Source organism: Wolbachia endosymbiont of Cruorifilaria tuberocauda (genome assembly GCF_013365475.1).
In the GTDB taxonomy this organism is placed as follows: domain Bacteria; phylum Pseudomonadota; class Alphaproteobacteria; order Rickettsiales; family Anaplasmataceae; genus Wolbachia.
The window spans coordinates 755,876-771,043 of sequence record NZ_CP046579.1 but is presented as its reverse complement, the minus strand read 5'-3'; the positions used below and the strand labels follow the sequence as shown (position 1 = coordinate 771,043).

Sequence of the window (15,168 nt, the reverse complement as noted above, 5' to 3'; positions counted from 1 at the left end):
TGTTAACTAATTAAGTAATATGAGAATTAATATATCTGAATATAGAAATATAGGTATAATGGCTCATATAGATGCTGGAAAAACCACTACAACAGAGCGTATTTTATTTTATACTGGAAAACAAAATAGAATTGGAGAAGTACATGATGGTGCAGCTTCTATGGATTGGATGGAGCAAGAGAAGGAGCGTGGTATTACAATCACATCAGCCGCTACGACATGTTTTTGGAATGGTCATAAAATCAATATAATTGATACTCCAGGACATGTTGATTTCACTATTGAAGTTGAAAGGTCTTTGAGGGTTTTGGATGGTGCAGTTGCTGTATTCGATGGGGTTGCAGGCGTTGAACCTCAATCTGAAACTGTCTGGCGTCAAGCTGATAAATATAATGTCCCTCGTATCTGCTTTATCAATAAAATGGATAGAGTAGGAGCAAATTTTTATCGGTGTGTTGATATGGTCAAAAGTAAGCTAGGGACAGTTCCTTTAGTTGTGCAGCTTCCAATAGGAAATGAAAAGGATTTCAAAGGTATAATAGACCTCATCTATATGAAAGCTATTATATGGGAAGAAGAGGCATTGGGTGCTAATTTTTTTTATGAAGATATTCCATCTAATTTGCTTGGTATGTCTCAAGAGTACCGGAATCTTTTATTAGATACTGCAGCTGGAATGTATGATGAGGCAATGAATGTTTATTTTGAATACAACGACTTGCCTATAGATCTATTAAAGAAGTGTATAAGAAGCGGAACTACTAAAGGAATATTTGTTCCAATATTATGTGGATCAGCTTTTAAAAATAAAGGAGTACAGCCCCTTTTGAATGGTATAGTTGATTTCCTTCCTTCTCCTATTGATGTTAATGAGATTGTTGGGAGTGACCCTAAAAATCCAGAGAAAAAAATTTCTGTTAAACCTTCAGAACAAGGAAAATTTGTTGCTCTTGCATTTAAAGTAATGACAGATAAATTTGTAGGTAGCTTAACTTTCATTCGTATTTACTCTGGTAAATTAAAATCTAAGTCTACTGTATTAAATGCTGGGAAGAATGAAACTGAAGGGATTGGTAGAATGCTTCTTATGCATGCAAATAACAGAGAGGATATAAATGAAGCTAAGGTTGGAGATATAGTCGCTTTAGTTGGATTAAAGAAAACAATTACTGGTGATACTCTATGTTCACACGATTTTCCTATATTATTAGAGCGTATGGAATTTCCTGAACCTGTTATTGAAGTTGCTATAGAACCTAAAACTACCTCAGATCATGAGAAATTAGGTATTGCTTTAAATAAATTAGTTACAGAAGATCCTTCTTTAAAAATGTTAATAAATGCAGAAAGTGGCCAGACTATACTAAAGGGTATGGGTGAGTTACATCTTGAAATTATTACAGACAGGGTCAAACGTGAATTCAACATTAATATCAACGTTGGTGCTCCTCAAGTTGCATACCGTGAAACTATTACTAAACCTGTTGAGGTTGATTATACTCACAAAAAACAGTCGGGCGGGGCTGGTCAATTTGCTAGAGTAAAGATCCTATTTGAGCCTCTTCAGGCTGGCTCTGGATTTCAATTTGAAAGCAAAATTGTAGGTGGTGCAATTCCAAAAGAATATATTCCTGGTGTGTTGAATGGGTTAGAGTTGATAAAAGAAGGCGGAATAATTTCTGGTTTCCCAGTTATTGATTTTAAAGCAACACTTATCGACGGTGCTTTTCATGAAGTTGATTCAAGTCCTTTAGCCTTTGAGTTGGCTGCTAAAGGCGCTTTCAAAGAAATGGCGAATAAGGCTAACCCAAAGATGCTAGAGCCTATAATGAAAGTTGAAATTATTACACCTGAAGAGTACATGGGCGATATTATGGGTAATATAAATAGCAGAAGGGGACAAGTTTCAAGCATGGAGACACATAATAAAAGTGCTATAATTCTTGCTTTCATACCTCTTGCAAGTATGTTTGGTTATATAAATATTTTACGTTCTATATCTCAAGGAAGAGCTCAATATAGCATGCATTTCTCCTATTATGGGCAAGTACCACAATGCGTAGTTGACGAGTTTAAATGTAATTAAGGATAATAGCCTATGACACAGATAGTAGAAGCATTTGGCAAGCCGCATGTAAATGTGGGAACAATAGGGCACGTAGATCACGGGAAAACAACGTTAACGGCAGCGATAACGAAGTATTATGGGCATTTCATAGCGTATGATCAAATAGATAAGGCACCTGAAGAGAGAAAGAGGGGAATAACGATAGCAACAGCACATGTTGAGTATGAGACAGATAAGAGGCACTATGCACATGTTGATTGTCCTGGACACGCTGACTATGTGAAGAATATGATAGTAGGTGCAGCACAGATGGATGCAGCGATATTAGTAGTATCTGGAGTTGACGGGCCAATGCCACAAACAAGAGAACATATATTACTTGCAAAGCAAGTTGGTGTTAAGTATATCGTTGTGTACATAAACAAAGCTGATGTAGCTGATCATGATATGATTGGTTTAGTAGAAATGGAAGTTAGAGAATTGCTGAGTAAGTATGAATTTCCCGGTGATGATGTTCCTGTAGTGATTGGGTCTGCATTAAAAGCATTAGAAGATGAAGGTAATGAGTATGGGAAGAAATCAATAGGAAAGTTGATGGAAAAGTTGGATGAATATGTAGCAGTTCCTCCAAGGCCTGTAGATTTGCCGTTTCTAATGCCAATTGAAGATGTATTTTCAATACCTGGGCGTGGAACGGTAGTGACAGGAAGAATAGAGAAGGGAGAAATAAAGACAGGCGAAGAGATCGAGATAGTAGGGTTGAAAGCAACGCGGAAGACAATATGTACAGGGGTAGAAATGTTCAAGAAGTGCCTAGATAAGGGGTCTGCTGGACTGAATGTTGGGATCCTCTTAAGAGGAATAAAAAGAGAAGAAGTAGAGAGGGGTCAAGTATTATCAAAGCCAAGTACAATAACACCACATCAGAAGTTTAAAGCAGAAGTATATGTATTGAAGAAAGAGGAAGGAGGAAGGCATACTCCATTTTTTGAAAATTACCAACCACAGTTTTATATAAGAACTACAGATGTAACAGGAAGTATAAAATTGTTAGGAGGCAAAGAAATGGTGATGCCAGGTGATAATGTAAGTATAGAGGTAGAATTACAAGCACCAGTAGCGCTGGATAAGGGATTACGTTTTGCAGTAAGAGAAGGCGGTAGAACTGTTGGTTCCGGTGTTGTTTCTGAAATTCTTGAGTAAAAAAGTTTTAGCTATAGGAGTGTAGCTTAATTGGTAGAGCACTGGTCTCCAAAACCAGAGGTTGTAGGTTCAATCCCTATCGCTCCTGCATTAATATTGTATTAGGTATGTTAAAAAGTTTAAATAGTTTCTTTTGTGGTATAAAGCAAGAAATAAAAAAAGTTACCTGGGCAAAAAAGCAAGAGGTATTCTCTTCTTTATTTGTCATAGCAGGAGTTATACTATGCTTTTTAGTTTTTTTTTGTTTAGTAGATTTTATATCTTTTTATACAATTAAGGCTTTGTTCGGAATCTTCTATGGAATATAAATGGTACATCATCAAAGTTAATTATGGACATGAAAAACATTTACGTGAATTAGTAAGTAATATGCCTTATTTTAAAGAGATATTTATCCCTCATCAAATGACGTACAGTTTAAAATCTGATACACAAGAGTTATACGAAGTATATATGTATATGCACCTGTGCGATGAAAGTAAAAGTATATTAAACCAAACATTGAAGTGCTGTGGTGTTGAATCTAGTGATTTTAAAGAAGTTCTAGATGATGAAGTAAGTATTAAGCGCAAGGAATTTGATAAATATAAATGGTATATCTTAAGGGTTATTTCTAATTATGAAGAGAAAGTATGCCAACATATATTAGAAAATTCTATCAGATTGGGAGTCAGTAGCTACTTTAAGAAAGTTTTTATCCCATATGAAGAACCAAATGAATCAGAATTAAGGCTCAAAAAAACTGCCACGCGAAAGAAGTGCTTCCCTGGGTATGTTTTTTTATGTGCAAATTTGTGTGATGATGTATTAAATTTCGTTAACAACATACCAAAATCCCTTAAAGTTCATGGATTTTTAAAAAATGGTAACGTTCCTAAGGTAATTTCTAATGATGAGATTTACTTAATGTGTAATGCACTCTATAATGCTCAAGAGAAGAAAAAATTAGATCATGGCTATGAAAAAGGAGAAAAAGTAAAAATTAATGATGGTCTTTTTCAAAATTTTACTGGTAAGGTAGATATGATTAATGATGAAAAAAAAATTATTAACGTAGAAGTATCAATCTTAGGCAAGCCAACAATAATAGAGTTGGATCTAACCCAAGTAGAGAAAGTAGAGAATTAAATATGAGTATCGTAATTGCTAAGATTAACTTATTAATGGAAGCAGGAAAAGCAGTCCCTGGTCCAAAGATTGCTTCAGTGCTTGGTCCACGTGGTATATCAATTCCAAAATTCTGCGAAGCTTTTAACAAAGTGACTAGTACAATTAATACCAGTTATAAAATTGGTGATCTAGTAACAGTACGAATTTTTGTAAAAGATGATCGTTCTCACAGCTTTATTATCAGCGGCCCACCCGTAACATACCTGCTAAAACAAGAAGCCAAATTGAGTAAAGGTTCTCGTGAGCCAGGGAAAGAATTGGTGGTTAAATTACCTACTTCTGCTATAATTAAGATAGCAAGGTATAAAATGGTTGATATGAAAGTGAGTGACGAAAATTCAGCAGTAAAGATGGTTATAGGCACTGCTAAATCTATGGGTATAGAAGTTATAGGGAGTTAGAAATATGAGTACACATTATCATTACGATAATCCAAAACAGTGCTTAGAGAAGGTTATTGAGTCTGCTACAGCAAAATTTGATGAATCAATTGATATTACAGTCAATCTAGGTGTAGATTCACATAAATTTGACGAGCAGATACGCGGTACAGTAGTTTTGCCTAAAGGTATTGGAAAAGATATTAAGGTAGCTGTTCTTGCTCAAAGCAACTACTTATCAGAAGCTGAAAAGGTTAGCGCCGATGTTATAGGAGGACAGGATTTAGTTGAGGAGATAAAAAAAGGTAGAAAGCTAGACGTTGATTGGTGTATTACTACTCCTGACTTTGTAGCAAAGATCACTCCAATCGCAAAAGTATTAAATGCTAAAGGGTTAATGCCTAATCCTAAATTTGGCACTGTAACTTCTAATATTGTAAGAGCTATTGAAACTATCAAGTCTGGTCAAGTAAGATTTAGAACAGATAAAAATGGTATTATTCATGGTAAATTAGGAAATATAAAGTTCACCGTTGATGACTTGTTAGAGAATTTAAAAGCTTTTCTCAAAGCAATTAAAAATAATAAGCCTGCTTCTGCGAAAGGGATGTATTTTAAAAATGTCTTTTTAAATTCGACCATGGGCAAAGCTTATAAAATAGGCAGAATAGAAGATATAGTTAATAGTTAGGGAATAACGTAGTGAAGCGTGAAAGTAAGAATAAGTTTATACAAGATATAGCAAATGTGTTTATAAATAATGATTTCTTAATACTGATGAATTTTAAGTCTGTAAACGCTAATGATTTATTAAATTTAAGAAATGGGATAAAGGCAATAGCTGGTGGAATGTTAGTAGTTAAAAATACCCTAGCTCGCTTAGCTTTAGAAAGATCTAGTAAGTTTTCTCACCTATCAGACAGATTTTCTGGTCCAGTTGCTATTATATACTCTAGTGGCATAGCAGAAGTTGCAAAACTAATAGATGATTTCACCAATGCTAACAAAGGAAAGGCATCTGTAATTTGTGCGGCTCATTTAAATCAAGTGCTTACAGTTGAGGATGTTAATAAACTGGCTAAGCTACCTTCTTTAGCTGAGTTGCATATAAAAATTATGCGTTTAATGTCTTATAATAATATTCCTGCTAGATTAGCGTTATCTATTAACTCGCCTTTTATAAGGCTTATAAGAGTGTTGAATTATTATAGTTCTAAGAAATAAATTTGTTGATAATTTTAGGTAAAAGTATGAGTAATGTAACAAATAGTTTAGTTAACAAAATATTATCTTTAAATCTATTAGAGGCTGCCGAGCTTGTAAAAATTCTAGAAGAGAAAATAGGGTTACCTACTGGCTCTTTTGTCAGCGGAGGAGCTACCGCTGCTGATGCAAACATCAGCAATAATGCTGCCAATCCTAATATTCAAGAAAAAACTGAGTGTAAAGTTGTGATTAAAGAAATTGACGCTAGTAAAAAAATGGAAATTATAAGAGCAGTTAGAAAAGTTAATTCTACATTAGGGTTAAAAGAAGCAAAAGAGCTAGTTGAATCTTTGCCTCAAGACTTAACTGCCAATATTCCTAGGGAAGAAGCAGAAAAGATAAAGCAACAGCTTACTGAAGCAGGAGTAACCAAAGTAGAACTTGAGTAAGGTACTTAATTCTATATTGGTGCGGTATTTTCAGTTAATTTTGAGGTATTTTAATGGTTGATTCTTCTTATATGTGTGTTTCTAGCACTTTTGTTCCTAGGATTTCTTATTCTAAGTCAATTGACTTAAAGGATTCTTTACTAGACCCAGTTAAGGTCCAAAAAGAGTCATATAAGTCGTTTTCCCCTGGGAATCATGGTAATGAAAGACTTGAATCGATCTTTCACTCAGTTTTTCCAGTAGACGATCCTTTGCACAGGGCTACTATTGAGTTTATAAGCTGTAAGATAGACAACCCTAAGTATGATGAGGCCGAATGTATAAAACGCTGCATAACTTTTTCTGCTAGAGTAATTGCTTTTATACGTATCGTTGTTATGCAAGATGGTATTTCTCTCGATGATTATAAAACAATCAAAAAGAGTAATGATCACTCTAAGCTTACAACTATTATAAAATTTATAGAAGAGCAAGAAGTCCACTTTTGCGAGTTGCCAATGATGACTGATAAAGGTACTTTCATCATTAATGGTGTTGAAAAAGTCATTGTTTCACAAATGCACAGGTCTCCTGGTGTATTTTTTGATAGTGATAAGGGAAGAACTTACAATTCTGGCAAGCTAATCTATTCTGCTAGAGTTATTCCTTATAGAGGTTCTTGGCTTGACATTGAGTTTGATGTTAAAGATCTTTTGTATTTTCGTATTGATAGAAAAAGGAAATTACCAATTTCAGTTTTGCTAAAGGCATTAGGATTATCAAATAATAATATACTTGATAAGTTTTATGAAAAGGTAAAGTACGTAAAATATAAAAATGGTTGGAAAGTACCCTTTATACCCGATAGGTTTAAAGGAATTAGGTTACCTTTTGACTTAATGGATGTTGAAGGTAATGTACTACTCAAGAATAATGTTCGCATTACTTCAAGACTAGCCAAAAAGCTATATGATGATGGTTTAAAAGAGTATCTAGTACCTTTTAATTCTATATGTGGGTTATTTCTTGCAGAAGATTTAATAGATAGTGTCAGTTCCACAAAAATTTTATCTGCAGGTGAGTCTATAAAGATTGAAGATATAAAAAAGCTTGAGTTACTATCTATAAATGAAATATCAGTATTAAATATTGATAACTTATCTGTTGGACCTTACATATTAAATACACTTCTTTTAGATGAGAATATGTCCTATCAAGATGCATTATATGAAATATATAGAGTCTTGCGTCCAGGTGAAGTTCCTGTTTTAGAAATAGTAGAAGAATTTTTTTATAATCTTTTCTTTAATCCTGAATATTACGACTTATCTAACATTGGCAGATTGAAACTTAACTCCTGCCTTGGGTTAAATTACGAGGAAAATTTAACTATTTTAACGCATGATGATATTATTGAAATTGTAAGAAGAATAGTACTATTACGTGATGGACAAGGATCTGCAGATGATATTGATCATTTGGGGAATAGAAGGGTGAGATCAGTTGGAGAGTTCATAGAAAATCAATTTAGAGCTGGGCTACTAAAATTGGAGCGTGTAATAATTGATTCTATGTCTACTTCCAGTTTAGATAAAGTTTCTCCATCTGATTTCATTAATCCAAAAGTATTAACTAATACTTTAAGAGATTTTTTCAATTCTTCTCAATTATCTCAGTTTATGGATCAAACTAATCCACTATCTGAAATAACTCATAAGAGAAGATTATCAGCATTAGGTCCTGGTGGGCTAACAAGGGATCGTGCAGGATTTGAAGTACGAGATGTTCATCCAACTCATTATGGAAGAATTTGCCCAATTGAAACCCCTGAAGGACAAAATATAGGATTAATTAATAGTTTAGCTATATATGCACGTGTCAATAAATATGGTTTTATTGAAAGTCCTTATAGGAAAGTAATTAATAGGGTTGTTACTGATAAAATTGAGTATCTGTCTGCAATAGATGAAGGTTCATACTATATAGCTGATACAAGTGCAAAGCTTGATAAAAATAATTGCTTCATCGATGATATGCTGTACTGTAGGTATGCTGGTAGTTTTGTTATGGTAAGTAGCGATCAAGTTAGTTATATTGACGTGTCTCCTAAACAGGTAATATCAGTCGCAGCTTCTTTAATTCCATTCCTAGAAAATGATGATGCTAATAGAGCGTTAATGGGTTCAAATATGCAACGCCAAGCTGTACCTTTGTTAAAACCTACTGCTCCTTTAGTCGCTACTGGCATGGAGTCTTTTGTAGCTTCTGGTTCTGGTGCTGTAGTTTTAGCAAAACGTGATGGCGTAGTTGATAGCTCTGATAGTAACTCCATAGTCATACGTGCTTTTGATGAAGAAAGGGTGAATTACTTAGGTGTAGATATTTATCACTTAAAAAAATTTCAACGTTCAAACCATAATACCTGTATTAACCAAAGGCCACTAGTATGCGTAGGAGACTATGTTAAGGAAGGTGATGTAATAGCTGATGGCCCTGCAATTAACAGTGGTGAGCTAGCACTTGGCAAAAATTTGCTAGTCGCTTTTATGTCTTGGCAAGGTTATAACTTTGAAGATTCCATTATTATCTCAAGTGAAGTTGTTAGGAAAGATTTATTCACTTCCATTCACATAGAAGAATTCGAGTGTGTCGTACATGATACCCCTTTAGGGTCAGAGAAAATAACTCGTGCTATACCTAGTGTTAATGAAGAAAATTTGTATCACCTAGATGATGGTGGCATAGTAAAAATCGGTACAAGAGTAGGGCCAGGGTATATCCTTGTAGGTAAAGTTACACCTAAACCTTCTTTTTCACTACCTCCTGAAACAAAGTTATTGATGACAATTTTCGGAGAAAAGTCATTTGATTGTGCAGACTCATCTTTATATACACCTCCAGATGTTGAAGGAACAGTGATTGATATACGAGTTTTTACTCGCAGGGGTGTTGAGGAAAGTGAGAGAGCATTGCTTATCAAGCAAAAAGAGATGGAAAATTTAGAAAAAGAGCGAGATTACATAATCAATGTTACTAGTAAATACTTTTATGACGAATTAAAAAAGCTTCTTGTTCATTCTTGTCCTCAAAGTCAGAAAAGGCTTGATGTTATCGAGCGTGAACAATGGTGGAACATAGAGTTAAAAGATCAGTCTATCTCTAAGCAAGTTAAGAATTTAAAACAAGATTTTGATGAAAAAATATTAAACGCGAAAATGCAATTTAAGCAAAAAGTAGAGAAATTAGACGAAGGCTACGATCTACCTCAAGGTGTGTCAATGTCAGTAAAAGTTTTTATTGCTGTAAAACATAGTTTACAGCCTGGAGATAAGATGGCTGGTAGACACGGTAATAAAGGAGTAATTTCACGGGTTGTGCCAGTAGAAGATATGCCTTACCTAGAAGACGGTACCCCTATTGATATTATCCTTAATCCTCTTGGTGTCCCATCAAGGATGAATGTAGGACAAATATTGGAAGCTCATGTAGGATGGGCTTGTAAAAAATTAGGAGAAAAGGTCAGCAGCATTCTTAATAAAATCAATAAAATTGAAAGTGATTTCTGTAAAAAAATTAAATCTCTTGGCAACGATAGCATTGCAACATTTACATCAGCATATCTCGAAGATATAAAAATTGAAGAAGTTAGCGATACTGAAATAGTAGCTTCTATTTTTAATAAACCTAACAAAAAAACATTGAACAATGAGCTAAATACATTGATAGAAAATCATTTAAGCCTTTGCAAAAGTGCATATGATAATTTACGCAACTTTCTCATTGAAGTTTATAGCTGTGGTAGCAATACATCTATATGCAACAATATTTATAAAATAAGCAACACAGATTTAATTAAGTTTGCATATAAGTTATGCAATGGAATTCCTGTTGCTGCACCAGTATTCGAAGGTCCAAAAGATAAAAAAATAACAAAATTATTTGAACTTGCCGATTTAGATCATTCTGGACAAGCTATATTGTACGATGGTTGTACAGGTGAAAAATTTGATCGTAAGGTTACAGTTGGTTATATGTATATGCTTAAGTTACATCACTTAGTTGATGATAAAATTCATGCACGTTCAGTAGGCCCTTATAGTTTAGTCACTCAACAGCCTCTTGGAGGAAAATCCCATTTCGGTGGCCAACGTCTTGGTGAGATGGAATGTTGGGCACTGCAAGCATATGGTGCTGCTTACACTTTACAAGAAATGTTAACTGTGAAATCAGATGACATTAATGGAAGAATCAAAATATACGAGTCAATAATAAAAGGCGATAGTAACTTTGAATGCGGAACTCCAGAATCTTTTAATGTAATGGTAAAAGAATTACGCTCACTTTGTTTAAATGTAGCCTTAAAGCAAAATAACGCTATTATTGAAGATGTATCTCATACCAATATCGCACAGTCTTTTGATAAGATAAGCATATCAATTGCCAGCCCTGAAAGTATTAAATCCATGTCTTATGGTGAAATAAAGGACGTTTCAACTGCAAATTATCGAACATTTAAAGTTGAGAAAGGTGGATTATTTTGTCCTAAAGTTTTTGGTCCTGTCAATGACGATGAATGTTTATGTGGGAAATATAAAAAAAGAAGACATAGAGGCCGTATATGTGAAAAGTGCGGAGTAGAAGTTACATCTTCTAAGGTGAGAAGAGAAAGAATGGGTCATATAGAGCTTGCATCTCCTGTTGCCCATATATGGTTTCTAAAATCACTTCCTTCAAGAATTGGAGCATTATTGGACATGTCTCTAAAAGATATTGAAAATATTTTATATAGTGACAATTATGTTGTAATTGATCCTCTTATTTCATCCTTTGAAAAAGGTGAGATTATTAGTGAAAAAACTTACAATGAAGCTAAAGATAATTATGGAGCTGATAGCTTTGTAGCTATGCAAGGTGTTGAAGCTATAAGAGGGTTACTAGCCTGTCTTGATTTACATGAAACCAGAAAAAATTTAAGACAAGAGTTAGAATCTGTTGCTTCTGAAATAAGAAGAAAGAAGATTATAAAAAGGTTACGTATTGTTGAAAATTTTATTAAATCAGGAAATAAACCAGAATGGATGATACTTACAACTATACCTATTTTACCACCTGATTTGCGTCCCTTAGTATCTCTTGAAAGTGGCCGCCCTGCAGTTTCTGATTTGAATCATCATTACAGAACTATCATTAATAGAAATAATAGGTTGAGAAAATTATTAAGTTTAAATCCTCCTGAAATTATGATCCGTAATGAAAAAAGGATGCTACAAGAAGCAGTTGACTCTCTTTTTGATAATAGTCGTCGTAGCACTCTAATAAATAAAGCTGGTACTGTCGGATATAAAAAATCTATTAGTGATATGCTAAAAGGTAAACAAGGTCGCTTTCGCCAGAATCTGTTAGGGAAAAGGGTAGATTACTCTGGGCGTTCTGTAATAGTCGTTGGTCCAACTTTAAAACTAAATCAGTGTGGGTTACCAAAAAGAATGGCTCTTGAGCTATTTAAGCCTTTTGTCTACTCAAAACTTAAGATGTATGGTATTGCTCCAACTATTAAGTATGCTAGCAAATTAATAAGAGCAGAGAAACCAGAGGTTTGGGATACTCTTGAAGAGGTAATAAGAGAACATCCAGTTTTATTGAATAGGGCACCCACTTTACATAGACTTGGTATTCAGGCTTTTGAACCTATCCTTATTGAGGGCAAAGCAATACAACTTCATCCACTTGTCTGTACAGCATTCAATGCTGACTTCGATGGAGATCAAATGGCAGTGCATGTACCAATTTCATTGGAAGCACAGCTTGAAGCTAAAGTATTGATGATGTCGACCAATAACATTTTAAGCCCTTCTAATGGCAGGCCAATTATAGTTCCTAGTAAAGATATAATCCTTGGTATATATTACCTAACTCTTCAAGAACAATGTAACAAAGAAAAAGATTTGCCATTTCTATGTACCTTTGGTGAAATTGAACACTCTTTGAGTAATGGTACTCTTCATATTCACTCTAGTATAAAATATAGAATGAAACATAGTGGTAATAGTGAAGTTTACTATGAAACTGTTTATACAACTCCTGGACGTTTAATGTTATGGCAGATTTTCCCTAAGCATGAGAATCTAAGTTTTGATCTTGTAAATCAGTTACTAACAGTTAAAGAAGTAACTAATATAGTTGACTTAGTATATCGCAATTGTGGGCAAAGTGCTACAGTGGAATTTTGTGATAAGTTAATGGTGCTTGGTTTCGAATACGCTACACTTTCTGGTACTTCCTTTGGTCGTTGTGATCTAGTTATACCAGAAACTAAAGCTATACATGTTAATCATGCAAGGAATGAAATTAAGAAGTTCTCTATGCAGTATCAGGACGGTCTAATTACTAAAAGTGAAAGATATAATAAAGTTATAGATGAGTGGTCTAAGTGTACTGATATGATAGCAAATGATATGTTAAAAGCAATATCTGTATACAATAAAAATAGCAAATATAACTCAGTATATATGATGGTTAATTCAGGTGCAAGGGGTTCTACTTCGCAAATGAAGCAATTAGCTGGGATGAGAGGGCTTATGACTAAACCTTCAGGTGAAATCATAGAAACACCCATAGTTTCTAACTTTCGGGAAGGATTAAATGTGTTTGAGTATTTCAATTCTACTCATGGTGCACGTAAAGGCCTTGCTGATACTGCTCTCAAAACTGCAAATTCTGGATACTTAACTCGTCGTTTAGTTGATGTATCACAAAACTGCATAGTTACAAAATACGATTGCCATACCAAAAATGGTCTTATTGTAAGAGCTACAGTTGAAGGAGGTACTATAGTTGCGTCCTTAGAGAGTGTAGTGCTAGGCAGAACAGCCGCAAATGATATATATTACCCAGTAACAAAAGAACTATTGGTAAAAGCAGGAGAATTAATTGATGAAAGCAAAGTAAAGCAAATTAATATTGCAGGTCTTGATGCTATAAAGATCAGATCACCGCTCACCTGCGAAGTGAGTTCAGGTATATGTGCACTCTGCTATGGAAGAGACCTTGCAACTGGCAGAATTGTCTCAATAGGTGAAGCAGTCGGTATAATAGCTGCTCAATCTGTGGGAGAACCTGGTACTCAATTAACAATGCGTACTTTTCACATAGGTGGAGTGATGACTAGAGGTATTGAATCCTCAAATATTACAGCTTCTATTAATGCCAAAATAAAGTTAAACAATAGTAATATAATTATAGACAAAAACAGAGATAAAATTGTAATAAGTCGTTCTTGTGAGGTTGTATTGATTGACAGCCTTGGTAGTGAAAAATTGAGATATAGTGTACCTTATGGCTCAAAGCTTTATGCAGATGAAGGTCAGTCAGTAAAAATTGGTGACAAAGTTGCAGAATGGGATCCTTACACATTACCTATTATCACAGAAAAAACAGGGACAGTATCTTATCAAGACTTAAAAGACGGGGTATCAATCACTGAAGTGATGGATGAATCTACAGGGATATCAAGTAAAGTAGTAAAAGATTGGAAATTGCACTCTGGTGGCGCCAGTTTACGTCCCCGCATAGTATTGCTTGACGATAATGGTGAAGTAGTAATACTCTCAAGTGGAGTTGAGGCATGTTATTTTATACCAATAGGTGCAGTTCTCAATGTGCAAGATGGCCAAAAGGTTCAAGCAGGTGATATTATTACAAGAATGCCAAGGGAATCAGTTAAAACTCGTGATATTACTGGTGGATTACCAAGAGTTATAGAGCTGTTTGAAGCACGTCGTCCTAGAGAGCATGCTATTGTTAGTGAGGTAGATGGTTATGTAGCATTTTCTGAAAAAGATAGAAGAGGAAAACGCAGCATATCAGTTAAACCAATTAATGATCAAATCTCTCAAGTAGAGTACTTAGTTCCAAGAAGTAAGCACGTAATAGTAAATGAGGGTGATTTTGTGCGTAAAGGTGATTTGTTGATGGATGGTGACCCCGATCTTCATGATATTTTACGTGTACTTGGGTTAGAAGCTTTAGCACATTATATGATTTCTGAAATACAGCAGGTTTATAGATTACAGGGTGTTCGAATAGACAATAAACACTTGGAGGTAATACTAAAGCAAATGTTGCAAAAAGTAGAGATTACTGATCCTGGCGATACCACTTACTTAGTAGGAGAAAGCATTGATAAGCTGGAAATTGATAAAGAGAATAGTGTTATGAATAATTCTGGTAAGCGTCCAGCTAGATATCTCCCTATTTTACAGGGAATCACAAGAGCTAGCCTTGAGACTAATTCCTTCATCTCTGCTGCTTCATTTCAAGAGACAACAAAAGTATTGACAGAAGCAGCATTCTGTGGGAAAGAAGACCCTTTAAGTGGATTAAAAGAAAATGTTATAGTAGGGAGACTAATTCCTGCTGGTACAGGTTTAATCATGAGTAAAATTAAAGCACTTTCACTTTGTGATGATATAGATAAATATGAAAAATATTTTGATATTGAAGCTTATGACGAAAAATTATTAAGTGGTGAAAGTTATTATTCCCATCCTGATAGGAAAGAAAATATGGTAGCACCGCACTACAATCAGCCAAGTTGAATAATTATGATAAGCATCAAAACAATAAATTTACAATTTTGAGCCATGTTTTTAATAAACTACTAACAAACTTTAGTTCTTTTAACAAAGTCGGGTTTTGCTATATACACTATACA

General features: G+C 34.4%; 9 protein-coding genes and 1 tRNA gene. All 10 read left to right on the top strand.

From position 1 onward, the window contains the following. The first annotated feature begins 19 nt into the window (after positions 1 to 19). The 10 genes from fusA to GOY13_RS03015 all read left to right on the top strand — a co-directional run bounded on the left by fusA (position 20) and on the right by GOY13_RS03015 (position 15,052). Complete coding sequence (gene fusA, locus GOY13_RS03060; RefSeq protein ID WP_175814337.1) at positions 20 to 2,086, top strand: elongation factor G; 2,067 nt, start codon at positions 20 to 22, stop codon at positions 2,084 to 2,086. 12 nt (positions 2,087 to 2,098) lie between these two features. Then, on the top strand, positions 2,099 to 3,271 hold the full coding sequence (gene tuf, locus GOY13_RS03055; RefSeq protein WP_175814040.1) for an elongation factor Tu: 1,173 nt from the start codon (positions 2,099 to 2,101) through the stop codon (positions 3,269 to 3,271). A gap of 15 nt (positions 3,272 to 3,286) precedes the next feature. Continuing rightward, a tRNA-Trp gene (locus GOY13_RS03050) sits at positions 3,287 to 3,359 on the top strand. A gap of 19 nt (positions 3,360 to 3,378) precedes the next feature. Continuing rightward, positions 3,379 to 3,579: a preprotein translocase subunit SecE gene (gene secE / locus GOY13_RS03045; RefSeq protein WP_175814336.1), complete on the top strand. Its 201-nt coding sequence runs from the start codon at positions 3,379 to 3,381 to the stop codon at positions 3,577 to 3,579. Further along, positions 3,569 to 4,399 carry a transcription termination/antitermination protein NusG gene (gene nusG / locus GOY13_RS03040; protein ID WP_175814335.1) on the top strand — a complete coding sequence of 277 codons (831 nt, stop codon included), beginning with the start codon at positions 3,569 to 3,571 and terminating at the stop codon, positions 4,397 to 4,399. The genes secE and nusG overlap by 11 nt, the downstream gene beginning before the upstream one ends. A gap of 2 nt (positions 4,400 to 4,401) precedes the next feature. Continuing rightward, positions 4,402 to 4,842: a 50S ribosomal protein L11 gene (locus tag GOY13_RS03035; RefSeq protein ID WP_175814334.1), complete on the top strand. Its 441-nt coding sequence runs from the start codon at positions 4,402 to 4,404 to the stop codon at positions 4,840 to 4,842. A 4-nt stretch (positions 4,843 to 4,846) separates the two neighbouring features. Next, positions 4,847 to 5,512 carry a 50S ribosomal protein L1 gene (rplA, locus tag GOY13_RS03030; RefSeq protein WP_175814333.1) on the top strand — a complete coding sequence of 222 codons (666 nt, stop codon included), beginning with the start codon at positions 4,847 to 4,849 and terminating at the stop codon, positions 5,510 to 5,512. An 11-nt stretch (positions 5,513 to 5,523) separates the two neighbouring features. Then, positions 5,524 to 6,045: a 50S ribosomal protein L10 gene (rplJ, locus tag GOY13_RS03025; protein WP_175814332.1), complete on the top strand. Its 522-nt coding sequence runs from the start codon at positions 5,524 to 5,526 to the stop codon at positions 6,043 to 6,045. A 26-nt stretch (positions 6,046 to 6,071) separates the two neighbouring features. Further along, positions 6,072 to 6,476, top strand: coding sequence for a 50S ribosomal protein L7/L12 (rplL, locus tag GOY13_RS03020; RefSeq protein WP_175814331.1), 405 nt, complete (start codon positions 6,072 to 6,074; stop codon positions 6,474 to 6,476). A gap of 53 nt (positions 6,477 to 6,529) precedes the next feature. Beyond that, positions 6,530 to 15,052, top strand: coding sequence for a DNA-directed RNA polymerase subunit beta/beta' (locus tag GOY13_RS03015; protein WP_175814330.1), 8,523 nt, complete (start codon positions 6,530 to 6,532; stop codon positions 15,050 to 15,052). Positions 15,053 to 15,168 lie beyond the last annotated feature (116 nt).